Origin of the sequence: Sphingobium rhizovicinum, assembly GCF_042647625.1 — a bacterium.
Lineage (GTDB): Bacteria > Pseudomonadota > Alphaproteobacteria > Sphingomonadales > Sphingomonadaceae > Sphingobium > Sphingobium rhizovicinum.
In genome coordinates, this window is sequence record NZ_JBHRVU010000004.1 from 508,737 (window position 1) to 524,446 (window position 15,710).

The 15,710-nt window shown below is 64.1% G+C and carries 12 protein-coding genes; 5 read left to right on the plus strand and 7 right to left on the minus strand.

The genetic code is table 11. The features are described 5' to 3' along the window. Positions 1 to 73 precede the first annotated feature (73 nt). From rlmN to ACFOKF_RS03920, 3 genes are all read right to left on the minus strand, one after another. Complete coding sequence (gene rlmN / locus ACFOKF_RS03910) at positions 74 to 1,321, minus strand: 23S rRNA (adenine(2503)-C(2))-methyltransferase RlmN (RefSeq protein ID WP_380793320.1); 1,248 nt, start codon at positions 1,319 to 1,321, stop codon at positions 74 to 76. Next, entirely contained in the window at positions 1,321 to 2,040 is a 720-nt protein-coding gene (locus ACFOKF_RS03915; RefSeq protein WP_380793322.1) for an NYN domain-containing protein, read from the minus strand. Before ACFOKF_RS03915 ends, rlmN begins: the two co-directional genes overlap by 1 nt. Positions 2,041 to 2,169: 129 nt before the next feature. Then, positions 2,170 to 2,658 carry a hypothetical protein gene (locus ACFOKF_RS03920; protein WP_380797637.1) on the minus strand — a complete coding sequence of 163 codons (489 nt, stop codon included), beginning with the start codon at positions 2,656 to 2,658 and terminating at the stop codon, positions 2,170 to 2,172. A 175-nt stretch (positions 2,659 to 2,833) separates the two neighbouring features. Here ACFOKF_RS03920 and dnaN point away from each other — a divergent pair, with 175 nt between their 5' ends. Further along, complete coding sequence (gene dnaN / locus ACFOKF_RS03925) at positions 2,834 to 3,946, plus strand: DNA polymerase III subunit beta (RefSeq protein WP_380793324.1); 1,113 nt, start codon at positions 2,834 to 2,836, stop codon at positions 3,944 to 3,946. Here the strand turns inward: dnaN and ACFOKF_RS03930 are convergent, their stop codons facing one another. The 3 genes from ACFOKF_RS03930 to ACFOKF_RS03940 are packed head-to-tail and all read right to left on the minus strand — an operon-like array spanning position 3,947 to position 6,346. Continuing rightward, complete coding sequence (locus ACFOKF_RS03930) at positions 3,947 to 4,939, minus strand: SMP-30/gluconolactonase/LRE family protein (protein WP_380793326.1); 993 nt, start codon at positions 4,937 to 4,939, stop codon at positions 3,947 to 3,949. It abuts the gene before it with no gap. After that, positions 4,936 to 6,036, minus strand: a complete 1,101-nt coding sequence (locus ACFOKF_RS03935; RefSeq protein ID WP_380793328.1) for a Gfo/Idh/MocA family protein — start codon at positions 6,034 to 6,036, stop codon at positions 4,936 to 4,938. The genes ACFOKF_RS03930 and ACFOKF_RS03935 overlap by 4 nt, the downstream gene beginning before the upstream one ends. 28 nt (positions 6,037 to 6,064) lie before the next feature. Further along, positions 6,065 to 6,346 (minus strand): helix-turn-helix domain-containing protein, encoded by a 282-nt coding sequence (locus ACFOKF_RS03940; RefSeq protein WP_380793330.1) that lies wholly within the window; start codon positions 6,344 to 6,346, stop codon positions 6,065 to 6,067. Positions 6,347 to 6,642: 296 nt separating this feature from the next. Between ACFOKF_RS03940 and ACFOKF_RS03945 the strand changes: the two genes are divergently transcribed. Next, positions 6,643 to 7,989, plus strand: coding sequence for a GntT/GntP/DsdX family permease (locus ACFOKF_RS03945; RefSeq protein WP_380793332.1), 1,347 nt, complete (start codon positions 6,643 to 6,645; stop codon positions 7,987 to 7,989). 43 nt (positions 7,990 to 8,032) lie between these two features. Then, positions 8,033 to 8,710 carry a FadR/GntR family transcriptional regulator gene (locus tag ACFOKF_RS03950; protein WP_380793334.1) on the plus strand — a complete coding sequence of 226 codons (678 nt, stop codon included), beginning with the start codon at positions 8,033 to 8,035 and terminating at the stop codon, positions 8,708 to 8,710. A gap of 150 nt (positions 8,711 to 8,860) precedes the next feature. On the opposite strand, the gene ACFOKF_RS03955 is transcribed toward ACFOKF_RS03950, so the two are convergent. Then, positions 8,861 to 9,391: a gluconokinase gene (locus ACFOKF_RS03955; protein ID WP_380793335.1), complete on the minus strand. Its 531-nt coding sequence runs from the start codon at positions 9,389 to 9,391 to the stop codon at positions 8,861 to 8,863. A 155-nt stretch (positions 9,392 to 9,546) separates the two neighbouring features. Here ACFOKF_RS03955 and ACFOKF_RS03960 point away from each other — a divergent pair, with 155 nt between their 5' ends. Next, the gene (locus tag ACFOKF_RS03960) at positions 9,547 to 12,570 is read left to right on the plus strand and encodes a glycosyl hydrolase family 28-related protein (RefSeq protein ID WP_380793337.1); all 3,024 of its coding nucleotides are present in this window, start codon (positions 9,547 to 9,549) and stop codon (positions 12,568 to 12,570) included. A 135-nt stretch (positions 12,571 to 12,705) separates the two neighbouring features. Beyond that, on the plus strand, positions 12,706 to 15,681 hold the full coding sequence (locus ACFOKF_RS03965) for a TonB-dependent receptor plug domain-containing protein (RefSeq protein WP_380793339.1): 2,976 nt from the start codon (positions 12,706 to 12,708) through the stop codon (positions 15,679 to 15,681). The last annotated feature ends 29 nt before the right edge of the window (positions 15,682 to 15,710 follow it).

Sequence of the window (15,710 nt, forward strand, 5' to 3'; positions counted from 1 at the left end):
TCCCCCAAAAGAAAACCCCGCCATTTCGGGCGGGGTTCCGTTTCTGCGCAGCGCGCATCCTGTCAGCCCCGGATTATCCGAGCGCAGCTTGCTTCTCTTCGGCCAGGCGCTTGATTTCCGCCTTGCTCTTCTTCTCGCTCGCGGATTTGAGCTGGCCGCAGGCCGCCATGATGTCGCGCCCGCGCGGCGTGCGCACCGGCGCGCTGATGCCGCCTTCGAACACGATGGAGCTGAACGCGCGCACCCGTTCGGGCGTCGAACATTCATAATCGGTGCCGGGCCAGGGGTTGAACGGGATCAGGTTGACCTTGGCCGGCAGTTTATATTTGCGGATCAGGCGGACCAGTTCGCGCGCATCCTCGTCGCTGTCATTCTTGTCCTTGATCATCACATATTCAAAGGTGATGCGCCGGGCGTTGCTGGCCTTGGGATAGTCGGCGCAGGCCTGAAGCAACTCCTCGATCCCATATTTGCGGTTCAGCGGCACCAGTTCGTCGCGAATTTCCTTGGTCACGGCATGGAGCGAGACGGCCAGATTGACGCCAATCTCCTCGCTGGCCCGCGCCATCATCGGGATCACGCCGCTGGTCGACAGGGTGATGCGCCGACGCGAAAGCGCCAGCCCGTCACCATCCATCACGACCTTCAGCGCGTCGCGCACATGCTCGAAATTATAGAGCGGCTCGCCCATGCCCATCATCACGATGTTGGTCAGCATTCGCCCGTCGGGCGAATATTGCGGCGCATCCTCGTCTTCATCGGCGTCGACATCGTGGGCGGCCGCCATATTGCCCTTGGGCCATTCGCCCAGCGCGTCGCGCGCCAGCATCACCTGACCCACGATTTCGCCCGGCGTCAGGTTGCGCACCAGTCGCATCGTGCCGGTGTGGCAGAAGCTGCAATTCAACGTGCAGCCGACCTGGCTGGAGACGCACAGCGTGCCCCGGTCCGCATCGGGGATGAAGACCATTTCATAATCCTGCCCGTCGTCCGACCGCAGCAGCCATTTGCGCGTGCCGTCGCTCGACACCTGCGCCTCCACCACCTGCGGGCGGCCGACGACGAAGCGTTCGGCCATCCAGCCGCGCATCGGCTTGGCCAGATCGGTCATCGCCTCAAAATCGGTGGTGCCGCGATGATAGAGCCAATGAAACAGTTGCTTGGACCGCAGCTTGGCGGCCTTCACGTCCAGCCCCGCTTCCTCCAGCGCGCCCTTGATCTGCGGGCGCGACAGCCCCATCAGGTCGACGCGCCCATCCTCCCGCGGCGTCACCGCGCGCGGCACGGGCACAGGATCGATATGGCCGGGAATCTGCATCATCAATTTTTCGCCATCAATGCTTTGTCAAATACCGCGCTTCTCACGCCGTCGACATGTTCAATAAGATCATGGGCTGCGAAGCCACCCATGGGGTCCAATACCACATCGATGCCTTCGCGGCGCGCCAGTTTGGTTGCGGGCACAAAGTCGGCATCGGCGGCAACCAATATAATCTGGTTTACCTGACGCTTGAAGGCCATTGCTGCGACATCAAGGCCCAATCGCATGTCTACGCCTTTTTGCGTGACATCCAGTTCGAAATCTTCATCTCTGGGATCGAACTGGTCTGGCGCCTTAAGCCACGCTTTCATTGCTTCAGCTTTGGGGCGCCATAAGAAACTTTCGTTCAGTCGTCCCAAACGAAGGGCGACCTTCCGCACAGTCTGTAATTCGGCATGAACTGCCAAACGGAAGCGCGCGAGATCCGTCTTGGAAAGATCGATAGCTTTCTTGCTTACCGGCGAATGAAGTCGCTTGGTCAGCGGCGGACAATCATAAAAGAATATGCGATAGAGTTCGGCGGTTTCTTCGGGCCGGAAATTCTGCGATTCGATGGCCGCTAAGGTGGGCTTGGGGCCAAGGCGCACGGCGATATGCCAAGCCGACAGATATATAATTCCGTAGGCAACCGCCTTCGGATTGCTGGCATCCAGATTCGGGAAAGCATGTCGGAAACGATGGAGAAAATAAGCTCCATCAACGACGATTGCCGTTGCCATTCTCAAGCCTGCTAAAAAAATGTCCCCGGGAGCGGCCTTGAGCTGATGTCTGCTCTTGCGAGCGCCTCAAGACGGCCTGCCGGGGACGGGATGGACTTTACATACATGTCCAGGCCCAAAAAGTCAAGGTCAGCGCAGTTTTGCGCAGCCCAGCGCCGCCGCGTCGATCGCCGTGGCCGCGCCGCGCAGGGCGTAGCTGTCGGCGAAACCGCGGCCGTTTGCGCCGATGCTGGCGATGCTCATGCTGCTGGCCGATCGCATCGCGGCGATGATCTGGGCGTCGCTGCGCGCGTCGGGCGCCCAGCTGTCAATCTGTCCCGCGACCAGCGCGAAGCGGCGTTCGCCCACGACCAGCGTGACCGGCGCACTGGCCGCCCGCGCGCGGCTGAGGCGGATATGTACCTGCCCGCGCACCCGCTGGCGCGGCCATGTTCCGACCGAGGCGAAGCCCTTGGGACTTTGACCCCGCCGCGCCATGGGCTGGGCGATGGCGTAGCAGCGTGGCGCCGCAGGATCGCGAAACGCCCCCCAGCTTTCGAAGATGCCGAGCGAATCGCGCGCCCGCGCGGGCGTCGCGACGATCAGCGGCAGGATCAGCAGGGCAAGGATGCGGCGCATGCCGTGGGCAAAGCCCAACCTGTCCCCATTTGCAACCCCGGCCGGATATGAAAAGCGCGAAGCCGACGCTTGCAGGGACGGCAACAGCGGCTATGAAGAAGCATCCATCATTGTCGCCGGGATTCGACCGAACCACCCGGCTATCGGCTTAAAAAGAAACGGACAGAACAGGGACATGAAGGCCACCATCGAACGCGCAACGCTCCTCAAGAGCCTGAGCCACGTCCAGTCGGTGGTCGAGCGGCGCAATACGATTCCGATCCTGTCCAACGTGCTGATCGAAGCGTCGGCCGACGGCGCGATCAAGCTGATGGCGACCGATCTCGACCTTCAGGTGGTCGAAAGCGTGTCGGCGCAGGTGGAGCAGGCGGGGTCGACCACCATTTCCGCCCACACTTTGTTCGACATCGCCCGCAAGCTGCCCGAAGGCAGCCAGGTGTCGCTGCACGCGGCCGATGGCAAGATGCTGATTCAGGCCGGGCGCGCCCGCTTCAACCTGTCCACCCTGCCGCGCGACGATTTCCCGGTCATCGCCGAAGGCGACCTGCCCACGCAGTTCGAACTGCCGGCCGAAACGCTGAAGCAGATCATCGACAAGACGCGCTTCGCCATCTCGACCGAAGAGACGCGTTATTATCTGAACGGCATTTATTTCCATGTGTCGGACGAGGATCAGCCGGTGTTGAAGGCCGCGGCGACCGACGGCCATCGTCTGGCCCGCGTCACCGTGACGCGCCCGGAAGGCGCCGAAGGCATGCCGGGCATCATCATCCCGCGCAAATGCATCGGCGAATTGCGCAAGCTGCTGGATGAAGTCGAAGGATCGGTGCAGATCAGCCTGTCGGCCAGCAAGATCCGCTTTGGCCTGGGCAGCGCGATCCTGACCAGCAAGCTGATCGACGGCACCTTCCCCGATTATAGCCGCGTCATCCCGACCGCGAACGACAAGCTGCTCAAGATCGATCCGCGCAGCTTCGAGGACGGCGTCGACCGCGTCGCCACCATCGCCACCGAAAAGACCCGCGCGGTCAAGATGAGCCTGGACAAGGACAAGATCACCCTGTCCGTCACCAGCCCGGAAAATGGCACGGCGGCTGAAGACGTGCCGGGCGCGTTCCAGGGCGAAGGCTTCGATATCGGCTTCAACGCGCGCTATCTGCTCGACATATTGGGTCAGATCGACAGCGATCTGGTCGAACTGCATCTGGCCGATGCCGCTGCGCCGACGCTGATCCGCGAAAGCGACGCCAGCCCGGCGCTCTATGTGCTGATGCCGATGCGGGTCTGATCAGGCTCGACGCAGGCCGATCACCGCCAGTTGATCGGCCGAGGTCAGGAAGAGCCGGGCGCCTTCCTGATCGATGGCGCAGTTGGCGATCGCCTTGCCGGTGCTGACCATGCCCAGCAATGTTCCATCCGGCGCGCAGACATGCACGCCGCCCGGCCCCGTCGCAAAGACATGACCGTGCACATCCACCTTGATCCCGTCGGGCAGGCCGGGCAGCCCCCGCGCCAACTCTGGCCGCATGTCGCGGAACAGGCGGCGCTGCGTCGGCAGGCCATCGGCATCCAGCGCATAAGCCAGCACTTCAGGCTGCTTTTCGTCTGACAGCGCCAGGTAGAGGGTGCGTCCATCGGGCGACAGGGCGACTCCGTTGGGGCGGCGATGATCCCCATCCAGCAATGTCACCTCGCCATCGGGCGACATGCGGTACAATCCACAATGCGCCAGTTCGCGCAGCGGCGAAGCGTCGCCTTCGCGCAGCCCATAGGTGGGATCGGTGAAATAGATCGCGCCAGTCGCAGCGATGCACAGATCATTGGGGCTGTTGAACCTTTTGCCCTGATAGCGGTCGGCCACTATGCGGCGCTGCCCGCTGGCGATGTCGATCCGCACGATCGCGCGGGTGCCGCTGTCCGCCGCGATCAGCGCGCCGGCCGCATCGATCGCCAGGCCATTCAGCCCGGCTTCGCGGATTTCCGGCGGAACCGGCGTTTGCAGGCCCGAAGGCGACAGGAAGGGTTTTGCGCCATCCTCCGCGCGCCAGCGATACAGGATGTTGGACGGCGGATCATTGAAGAACAGGCATTTGTCCTGCGCCGCCCACACCGGCCCTTCGGCCCAGCGAAACCCGCTGGCCAGCCGCTCAACCTTCGCCGATGGCGCGATGATCCGGTCCAGTCCCGGATCGATCCGCGTGACGCCGCTGGTCCGTGTCGCCGCAACCGCCGCGACCGGCAGGCTGGCAAGGCCCGCCAGCGCCGTCCGCCGTGCGATCATGCCCGCAGGCGCACGCTGCGCCCCTCCGCCGCGGAGCGATAAATCGCTTCGATCACGCGCAAATCGGCCAGCCCTTCCTCGCCCGGCACGATCGGCGTCGCGCCGGTCATGATGCATTCGGCCAGATGGTCGAGCTGCCCCGCAAACTGGTTCTTCGCCGGCGCGGGCAGGGTGCGGGGCGCGGTGACATTATTCTTGCGGATGGTCATGGTCTGCCCGCTATAGGGGGTCGCCGGCTCCATATTGATCCATCCCTGCGTGCCGATCACGCGATAGCCATTATGGCCCGAACTATAGCTGGAAATGCAATTGGCGATGATCCCCGACGGGAAGCGCAGCATGAAAGTGATCCGGTCTTCCACGGTGCGGAAACGCGGGTCGGCGCGGTCGGTGCTTTCCACCGCGCTCACCTCCACCGGCTCCTCCCCAGTCAGATAGCGCGCCGCGTTCAGGCTGTAGATGCCGATGTCCATCAGCGACCCGCCGCCCGACAGCGGCTTGTCCAGCCGCCACTGATTGGGCTGCGCCGGAAAACCATGTTCCGCAGTGATCAGGCGCGTCGGCCCGACATGCCCGCCGCGCGTCAGGTCGATCGCCAGCCGGTTATAGGGTTCGAAGCGCGATCTGTATCCGATCATCAGCTTTTTGCCCGCCTTGCGGCAGGCGGCGATCATCGCCTCGCACTCCGCGACGGACACCGCCATCGGTTTTTCGCATAGCACATGCTTGCCCGCCTGCGCGGCGCGGATGACATATTCCGCATGCAGGCTGTTGGGCAGCACGACATAGACGGCATCGATATCGGGATTGTCGCGGATGCGATCGAAATCGGCATAGCTGTAGCGGCGCGTCGCCGGGATGCCATATTGGTCGCCATAATGCGCCAGCTTGGCCGGCGTTCCGCTGACCAAAGCGACCAGTTTCGCCTGATCGCATCCGGCGAAATTGGGCATGATCTGGCGCGTCGCATAGGAGCCAAGGCCGACGATCGCATAGCCGATCTTGCGCGATGCGGCGAAGGCCGGGCCGCCGCCCATGCCCGCCAGCGCCAGACCCGCGCCGATCCCGCTCATCATGTCCCGTCTCGATCGGTTCATGGGGCCTTCTCCCGCAATGAAAGAAATGTCAGTCGGCGGCGTGGCTCAGCGTGGCGCGCATCCAGCCGAAATGACCGGCGGCGATGGCGACCTGCGTGCGGTTGCGGACGTTGAGCTTGCGCATCAGCGCGGTCATGTGCACCTTCACCGTCGCTTCCGCCATGCCCAGCTCATAGGCGATCTGCTTGTTGAGCAGGCCCGAATGGACGCAGCGCATGACCTTTATCTGGGTCGGCGTGAGGTGGGGGATTTCCGGGGCGTGGCGATCCTGACGATCGGGTATGTGGTGCAGATCCGTCGCGATATGCATCTTGCCTCTCCCTGTTTCGATCCGTCGGCGGACAGCCCCAAATTGGCCGGGCGGTCCTGAGATTCGTTAGCGCTAACGATAATGGAATCAGTCAGACAGGTTCAAGAGAAAAATCCGATAATTTGTCAAATACCCTAGTTTGTGGCGAAATTGCAGTTATAACCTGTCTAACAGCTTTGCGGGATTCGGTCGATTTGGCCCCCGGACAAGCGGAACAGGGAGAGGGTGGGAATGGCGTTACCATTTCGTCGATCGGCATCATGTGGGCAGCGTTTCGACCATCGGGGAACGAGCCGATGACCCCGGCCGACTATCGCCTGCTGATCGCCGCCGTCATCGGCATTGCCCTCTCCATCGCGCTCATCATCCGGGGGCGGCTGCATCCCTTTGTTGGCCTGCTCTGCGGCGCCTTCACCGTCGGCCTGATCGCCGGCCTGCCGATGGAGGATACGGCCAAGGCGGTGGAAAAGGGGGCGGGCGCCATCCTTGGCGGCACCGGCCTGGTCGTCGCGCTGGGCCTTGGCCTTGGCGCGATGCTGCAATTGTCGGATGGAGCGGGCGGCCTTGCCCGTGCCGCGCTGCGCCTGTCCGGCGTGAAGGGCGCGCCCTGGGCCAGCCTGTTCACCGCCATCGTCATCGGCCTGCCGCTTTTCTTCGAAACCGGCCTTGTCCTGCTGCTGCCGATCGTCGCGTCCGCCGCCGCCGCGCTGCCCGCCGGGCAGAATGGCGACACCGCCAAGCTCCGTCTGATGCTGCCCGCGCTGTCGGGCCTGTCGGTCGTCCATGCGCTGGTGCCGCCGCATCCCGGCCCGCTGCTCGCGGTCAATGCGCTGGGCGCTAACCTCGGCCTCACTCTCGTCTATGGCCTGATCGTCGGCATCCCCACTGCGATCATCGCCGGTCCGTTGCTCACCCGCTTCACCGCGCCCGGCGTCAAACTCAACCCGCCTCTGCTCGATCCGGTGAAGGTCGATGTCGCGACGCCGTCGGTCGGGCGGGCGCTGGCCGCCGTGCTGCTGCCGGTGGTGCTGATCGCGGCGGGGCAGGCGGTCGCGCTGTTGCCGGCGTTCGTCGCACCGCATTTCCACTGGCTCGGCTGGGTCAGCGACCCCGTCGTCGCTTTGCTGATCGCCGTACTGGTCGCATTGCCCCTGCTGTTCGGCCGCCGCATCACCGACGCGAAGATTCAGAACGCCATCTGGACCGAAGCGATGGTGCCGGCGGGCGGCATCATCCTGGCGATCGGCGCGGGCGGCGCGCTCAAGCAGGTGCTGGTGACGGCTGGCCTGTCCGACCTGCTGGTCCGCTTTGCGGCGGACGGCGCGATCTCGCCGATCCTGCTCGCCTGGGGCGTGTCGGTCTGCATTCGCCTCGCCACCGGCTCCGCCACCGTCGCGACCATCACCACCGCCGGCGTGATGCAGGGGCTGGTCGCCGCATCGGGCGTGGAGCCGGAATGGATGGTGCTGGCGATCGGCGCGGGCTCGCTCTTCTTCTCGCACGTCAATGATCCCGGCTTCTGGCTGGTCAAATCCTACCTCGGCACCGACATGCCCGGCACGTTCAAGACCTGGTCGATCATGGAGACGGTGGTCGCGGTGGTCGGCTTGCTATTGGTGCTTGTCGCGAGCAGCATCTTCTAACAAAGGAGGCGGCCATGGGTGACAGCAATCCACAGGTGCGCCGATGAACCAGGCCCGGCTGTCCGACCATGCCTATGCCGGCATCGTCGAGATCATCAATGCGCAGGATCTGGAGGTCGGCGCGCGCCTGCCGTCGGAGGCGGCGTTGGCCGAGCGGTTCGGCGTGTCCCGCGCGATCGTGCGCGAGGCGCTGGTGCGGCTCGCATCGGACGGCATTACCGAGGCGCGCCGGGGCGCCGGCTCTTTCGTCAAAAGCCGCCCGTCGCAGCGCCTCGCCGCCTTCATGCCCGCGACCGAGCTGCCTGCGACGTTGGGCAGCTATGAAGTCCGCTTCGTGCTGGAGGCGGAGGCCGCGCGCCTGGCCGCCACGCGCCGCACCGCGCAGGAAATGGCGCATGTGGAAGAAGGCATGGAGCGGCTGCGCGAGGCGCTCCTGTCGAGCGAACCCGCCCATGTCGAGGATATGGACCTGCATCGCCGCATTGCGCAGGCGACCGGCAATCCGGCCTTCCTGATCGCCTTCGACGCGCTGCATGGCGATGTGGACAAGATCATGCGCGCTGGCGTCGACATCAGCCGATCCCGCCCGCCCGAAGTGATCGCGACCATGCTGCGCGAACATGAACAGATCGTCGCCGCCATCCGCGCGCAAGATTCGGAGGGTGCGGCTCTCGCCATGCGCTGGCATTTGTGGGAGGGGCGGCGACGGCTGATGCCGTAGGGGTGAGGGCGGCTTGGGTGGTTAGGAAACGGTCTGCATTTTCGCCGTCATCCCAGCGAAGGCTGGGATCTGGAGCCTCGTAACGCATCATTTCCTGCGACCCCAGCCTTCGCTGGGGTGACGGGTAATGCCCGCTCTACGACCTCAACCCTATCCCAGCCAACCCAGTACCCGGTCGCGCAGCGTCTCCGCCGGCACATCGGTCGTCAGGATCATCGCGCCTTCCTCGGGCAGCGGCGGCTCCAGCGTGGCGAGCTGGCTGTCGAGCAGGCTGGGGGGCATATAATGGCCCGGCCGGTTGCCCACCCGCGCCAGCAGGGCGTCGCGGTCATTGTCGAGCAGGATGAAATGCACCGGCACGCCGATCGCCGCGCGCAGCCGGTCGCGATAGGCGCGCTTGAGCGCCGAGCAGGCGGCGACCGCCACGCCCTGCGCCGCCACCCTATCCGCGATCGCCGCGCCCAGCCGGTCGAGCCAGGGCCAGCGATCCGCATCGGTCAGCGCCTGTCCGCCGCGCATCTTTTCCACCGCCGCTGTCGAATGATAGCTGTCGCCTTCCAGAAAGGGGCAGTCCAGCGCCCCGGCCAGCAGCGCGCCCAGCGTCGACTTGCCGCAACCGCTCACCCCCATGACGATGAGGGCGCGCGGAGAAGTGGGGGCGGGGTCGGCGGAAATCGGCAAGCGGGCGTCCTTATGCGCTGATGCGAGATGCATCGGTCCCATCGCTATAAGGGCGGGCTACCCTTCAGGAAAACTACGACCTTTGTCGCAAGTGCCAATCCGCGCCCGCTCCCCTAGCCATGCCGCATCCAGAAAAAAGGGAAGAGGAGGCGGACATGATCGGACGCAGCATGATCGCGATGTTGCTCGCAGCGACCACATTGGGAGCGCCGGCCTTTGCCGCGACGACGTCGGTCTTCCCCGTGGCGCCCGCCGAACCCCATGCCGTAACCGTCAAGGCGACTGGCGATGGCCGCGCCGATGACAGCGCCGCGATCCAGCAGGCGCTCGATCAGGCGCGCGATGCGACCGGCCATGGCATCGTCTTCCTGCCGTCGGGCACCTATCGCATCACCCGGTCGCTGATCGTGCCGGCGGGCGTGCGCGTCTATGGCGTCGGCCCGACCCGGCCGGTGCTGCTGCTCGCTCCCAATACGCCCGGTTTTCAGCAGGGCGTGTCGACCATGGTGATCTTCGCCGGCGGCGACCAATATAATGTCGGGCAGGTGCCGGTTCCGGTGCCGACGGTCGTGCCGCGCGACAAGGTGGTGCGCGACGCCAATTCCGGCACCTTCTATTCCGCGATGAGCAATGTCGACATAGAGATTGGCGCGGGCAATCCGGCCGCCGCCGGGGTGCGCTTCCGCATGGCCCAGCATGCTTTCCTCAGCCATATGGAATTTCGCCTCGGCACCGCCTTTGCCGGCGTCTATCAGGCCGGCAATGTCATCGAGAATGTCCATTTTCAGGGCGGCCGCTATGGCATCGTCACTGAAAAGACCTCGCCCGCCTGGCAGTTCACCTTGCTGGATTCGACCTTTGACGGCCAGCGCGACGCCGCCATCCGCGAACATGAAGTCGACCTGACCCTCGTCAATGTCGCGATCAAAAACACGCCGGTCGGGATCGAGATCGACCGCGGTTACAGCGACAGCCTGTGGGGCAAGGATGTCCGTTTCGAGAATATATCGAAGGCCGGCGTCGTCATTTCCAACGAGAAGAACGTCTTCACCCAGATCGGCTTTGACAATGCGCTTGCCGTGAACAGTCCGGTCTTTGCTCGCTTCCGCGACAGCGGTAGGACGATCGACGGCAAGGGCAAGGCCTATAAGGTCGCCAATTTCTCCTATGGCCTAGCCGTGCCCGCACTCGGCCAGACGGGCGATTATGCCACCACCGCCGACATCCAGCTGCTCGCCGCCATGCCCGCACCGCGCGCGCCCGCGATCCGCGACCTGCCGCCGATGGCCGATTGGGTCAATGTCCGCACTCTGGGCGCTGTCGGCGATGGCAAGGCGGACGACACCGCCGCTCTGCAAAAGGCGATCGACGCCAACCGCATCCTCTATTTCCCGGCCGGCTTCTACAAGGTTACGGACCGGCTGACCCTGCGCCCGGACAGCATCCTCATCGGCCTGCACCCGGCCATCACCCAGCTCTTCATTCCCGACAGCAACCCCAATCATGCCGGCCTGGGCGCGGTTCTGCCGATCCTCGAAAGCCGCAAGGGCGGCGACAATATCCTGTCGGGCCTGGGCCTCTTCACCGGCCGGGTGAACCCGCGCGCTTCCGCCCTGCTTTGGCGGTCGGGCGAGCAGAGCCTGGTTGAGGACATCAAGATCATGGGCGGCGGCGGCACGCCCACCGCCGACGGCAAGATGCTGGGCGCGCTGCGCGTCAACACCGGCGATCCCGTCACCGATGGGCGTCTGGATGCCCAATATCCCAGCATCTGGGTCACGGACGGGGGCGGCGGCACCTTCGCCGATGTGTGGAGTCCCAACAGCTTCGCGCAGGCGGGCTTCTATGTCACCGACACCGACACGCCGGGTCATGTCTATGAAATGTCGGTCGAACATCATGCCCGCAACGAAATCGTGCTGGATAATGTGCGCAACTGGGAATTTCTCGCCCCGCAGACCGAGCAGGAAGTGGATGACGGCCCGGACGCCATCTCGCTCGACATCCGCAACAGCCATAATCTCCTTTTCGCCAACTATCATGGCTATCGCGTCACCCGCACCTACGCGCCGGAAAAGAGTGCGGTGAAGATCGCCAATTCGGGCGACATCCGCTTCCGCAATGTCCATGTGAATGGCGAAAGCGGCTTCGCCACCTGCGACGATGAAGGCTGCGGCACTTTCCTGCGGGCCAGCAAATATCCGTTCGACAATGCGATAGAAGATGTCAGCCGCAAGCTGCTCGTGCGCGAACGCGAATTCGCCGCGCTGGACATTGGTCCATCAGGCAGCACGATCCCGGCCGTCGCGCCCTCCGCCACGACGGTCGAGAAGCTGGAGGACGGCTTCTGGTCCATCTCCGGCGCGGCGGTGGATGCGCAAGGTGCGCTCTATTTCATCGACCGCCGCTTCCAGCGCATCCACCGCTGGAGCGAGGCCAGGGGGCTGGAGATCGTGCGCGATCATGCGCTTGACCCTGTCAATCTCGCCATCGACGCTTCGGGCCATGTCATGGTCCTGTCCTCACTGGGGGCAAAGGGCGGCGTCTACGCCTTCGACCCCGCCGGGCCGAAGGACGCGATGACGCTGATCCAGCCGACCCCGGTGCGCAATGGCCGCACGGCCAAGACGCTGCTGCCGGTCAACTGGTGGAATAATGGCGAGTTCAAAGACCAGCTTGATCCCAAGACCTATGAATTCACCACGCTGGCCCAGATGTTCGCCCGCGATGCCGGCACGCCCAAAGCGCGCGAATATGTCTCGCCCGACGGCAGCCTGTCCTTGCCCGCCTTCCGCGTCTGGCAGCAGGGTCCGGTCGACCATAGCGGCTGGCGCTGGTCGGATGGTCTTAACGCCAATGGTTTCGTGTCGGGCAAGATCGGCGACCACCTGTTCGTCACCAGCGGATCGGAAAATATCACCTATAGCGGCACGGTGGGGCCAAGCGGCACGCTGACGGCGCTCAAGCCCTTCGCCAATCGCGGCGGCGAAAGCGTGGCGGTGGACGGGCAGGGCAGGGTGTTCGTCGCGAACGGGCAAATCTTCGTCTATGGTCCCGACGGCAAGGAGACGGGCCGCATCGATGTGCCCGACCGGCCGCTCCAGATCCTGTTCGGCGGTCCCGACAAGCGGACCCTGTTCATCCTGACGCACCACGCGCTCTACGCCGCAAAGCCCTGAAAATCCGGCCTTCCGCTGCATCTACGACCTATGTCGTAAGTGCGGCCGGACAGGGCAGGGGGTAATACTCACACAATAGCCCGTCATGGGTGCCCGGCGGCGGGAGGGCCGTCGGAGATAAAAGGGGATGGATGAATGAAAGTGACGATCGCACTCCACCGGCATCTGGCCAGCGTCAGCTTGGCAGCCGTGGCGACCATGGCCCTGGCGGGCGCAGCGCAAGCCCAGGGCGCGCCCGAACCCGTCCAGAGCGTCGCGCCGCAGCAGGATGCCGCGCAGGCCGATGCTCCCCGCGCCGCCGACATCGTGGTCACCGGATCGCGCATCACCACCAGCGGCTTTAATGCGCCGACGCCCACCACCGTCATCGGTGAAGAGCAGATCGTCAACAACGCCCAGCCCAACATCTTCAACACCATCGCCCAGTTGCCTTCGCTGCAAGGATCGACCGGCGCGGCCACCGGCACCTTCTCCACATCGAGCGGCCAGCAGGGCCTCAGTTCCTTCTCGCTGCGCGGCCTTGGTCCCATCCGCACCCTGACGCTGCTGGATGGCCAGCGCGTCGTCGGCGCCAACGTCACCGGCGTTCCCGATATTTCCATGTTCCCGCAATTGCTGGTGAAGCGCGTCGACGTCGTCACTGGCGGCGCGTCCGCCTCCTATGGGTCGGATGCGGTCGGCGGCGTCGTCAACTTCATCACCGACACGCATTTCGAAGGGTTCAAGGGCAATATCCTGGGCAGCATCACCAAATATGGCGATGATGAAACCGCGCTGGTGCAGGCCGCCTATGGCAAATCCTTTATGGACGATCGCCTGCATGTGGTGGTCAGCGGCGAATATGATCATGAAGGCGGCGTTGGCGCGGGCGATTTCGGCACGGATCTGGCCGGCAGCCGCAACTGGTATCGCGCCACCACGCTGATGAACACGGGCCAGACCAATAATGGCCTGCCGCAGTTCAACTATCGCGACTATGCCCAGCCCTATCAATATGCGCGCTATGGCCTGATCAATAACGGCCCGTTGCAGGGCATCGCCTTCGATCGGCAGGGCAACCCCTATCAGTTCAACTATGGATCGGGCGGCACGCCGACCGGCACTGGCGCTGTCGCCAACTGCTATCGCGGCAACAGCTTCTGCGAAGGCGGCGACCTGTCGGGTGCGCCGGGGTCTGGCGCATCGCTCAAATCCTCGCTGGAGCGCATCAACGGCTATGGCCGGATCGGCTATGATTTCGCCGACGACAATGAAGCCTATGTCACGGTCAACGTCGCGCAGGTGAAGACCAACAACCAGCCCAATCCCGGCTATACCCGCTCCAGCCTGACGGTGGATTGCGCCAACGCCTATCTGCCCCAGTCGGTGCGCGATCAGTGCGCGACCGCCGGCATCACCTCCTTCAGCTTCGGTTCCTCCAACGGCGCCTTCCCCGATCCGCAGGTCTATACCGATCGCAAGCAATATCGCTTCGTCGCCGGTGCCAAGGGCAAGTTCGCCGCCGCCGGCACTGACTGGAATTATGACGCCTATTATGAACATGGCATCACCATTTCGGACATCCGGGTAAAGGATATCGTGCTGCAAAGCCGCTATGCGGCGGCGTCCAATGCCATCACCCTCAATGGCGCGATCGTCTGCGCCGATCCGGTCGCCCGCGCCAATGGCTGCGTGCCGATCAACGTCTTTGGCGATTTCACTCCTTCCGCCGCCGCGCTCGCCTATGTCGCGCCGCATGAAAATGGCCCGTTCCAGCATACGAAGCTGACGCAGGATGTCGCCAGCCTCAACTTCTCGGGCAATCCGCTGGAATTGTGGGCCGGGCCGCTCTCGCTCGCCTTCGGCGCGGAATATCGCCGCGAATTTTACCGCGTGAACGCCGATCCCTATGGCGCGGGCGTCTCCGCGCTCAGCCCCAACAGCGCCGATTATCCGGCCGATCCGCTGCTCAATAGCTCGCTGGGCAGCAACTGGGCGGCCGGCAACTACAAGAACGGCCGCGGCAAATATGAAGTCTATGAAGGCTTCGTGGAAATCGACATGCCGCTGTTCGACAGCGAAGCGATGGGCCGCGCCAATCTGAACGCGGCGGGCCGTGGCACCCATTACAGCACGTCGGGCACGGTCTGGGCGTGGAAGGTCGGCGGCACCTGGGACACGCCGCTTGACGGCATCCGCCTGCGCGCCGTTACCTCGCGCGACGTGCGTGCGCCCAACCTGTCGGAACTGTTCGCCGCGCCAACCGTCACCTCCGTCCCCAGCTTCAACGATCCCTTCCAGGGCCGTGCGGTACAGATTTTCCAGAACACGATCGGCAACGCCAGCCTGAAGCCGGAAATCGCCCGCAACACCGAATTGGGCATCGTGCTGGCGCGCCCCTCCTGGCTGCCGGGCCTCAGCCTGTCGTTCGACTATTATGACATCAAGCTGAAGGGCGTGGTGTCCAGCCTGTCGGCGCAGCAGATCGTGCAATTCTGCTATGACGGCAATCAGGCCTTCTGCGGCGGCTTCAGCCTCAACAATGCCGATCCGGGCCTGAACTATGTCAATGTCCAGCCGTTCAACCTCGCCTCCTGGCGGACCAGCGGCTTCGACATTGAGGCCAGCTATCAGTGGCAGCAGCCGCTGGGCCTGCCGGGCAGCGTCACCGTCCGCGCGCTCGGCACCCATATCCGCAAGTTCGTCGTCAGCGCCGGCATTGCCGGGGTCGATCCGATTGATCAGGCCGGGGCCAATAATGGCAATACGCCGGACTGGAAATGGCTGGCGGTGCAGACCTATGACAGCGGTAAGCTGAGCCTCACGGTGCAGGAACGCTGGTTCAGCGACGGCACCTTCGGCAATCAATATGTCGTGTGCCAGTCGTCCTGCCCGGCCTCCACCGGCAACCACCCGACGATCGACTATAACAAGATGAAGGGCGCTTTCTATGTCGATATCGGCGCAACCTTCAAATTCAACGACGCCATTTCCATCTATGGCAAGGTCGACAATCTGTTCGACAAGGACCCCGTCGCCTCGCCCCAGACCAACACTGGTCTCGATGTGAACCCCGCGCTCTATGACACGCTGGGCCGCATCTACCGCGCCGGCGTCCGCTTCAACTTCTGATAGAAAATAAGATTACCTCCCCCCAAACT

Coding starts and splice junctions, on each gene's coding strand:
- ACFOKF_RS03940 (WP_380793330.1), bottom strand. CDS start 6,346: ATGCATATCGCGACGGATCTGCACCACATACCCGATCGTCAGGATCGC.
- ACFOKF_RS03915 (WP_380793322.1), bottom strand. CDS start 2,040: ATGGCAACGGCAATCGTCGTTGATGGAGCTTATTTTCTCCATCGTTTC.
- ACFOKF_RS03935 (WP_380793328.1), bottom strand. CDS start 6,036: ATGAACCGATCGAGACGGGACATGATGAGCGGGATCGGCGCGGGTCTG.
- ACFOKF_RS03950 (WP_380793334.1), top strand. CDS start 8,033: ATGAACCAGGCCCGGCTGTCCGACCATGCCTATGCCGGCATCGTCGAG.
- ACFOKF_RS03930 (WP_380793326.1), bottom strand. CDS start 4,939: ATGATCGCACGGCGGACGGCGCTGGCGGGCCTTGCCAGCCTGCCGGTC.
- ACFOKF_RS03945 (WP_380793332.1), top strand. CDS start 6,643: ATGACCCCGGCCGACTATCGCCTGCTGATCGCCGCCGTCATCGGCATT.
- ACFOKF_RS03920 (WP_380797637.1), bottom strand. CDS start 2,658: ATGCGCCGCATCCTTGCCCTGCTGATCCTGCCGCTGATCGTCGCGACG.
- dnaN (WP_380793324.1), top strand. CDS start 2,834: ATGAAGGCCACCATCGAACGCGCAACGCTCCTCAAGAGCCTGAGCCAC.
- ACFOKF_RS03960 (WP_380793337.1), top strand. CDS start 9,547: ATGATCGGACGCAGCATGATCGCGATGTTGCTCGCAGCGACCACATTG.
- ACFOKF_RS03965 (WP_380793339.1), top strand. CDS start 12,706: ATGAAAGTGACGATCGCACTCCACCGGCATCTGGCCAGCGTCAGCTTG.
- rlmN (WP_380793320.1), bottom strand. CDS start 1,321: ATGATGCAGATTCCCGGCCATATCGATCCTGTGCCCGTGCCGCGCGCG.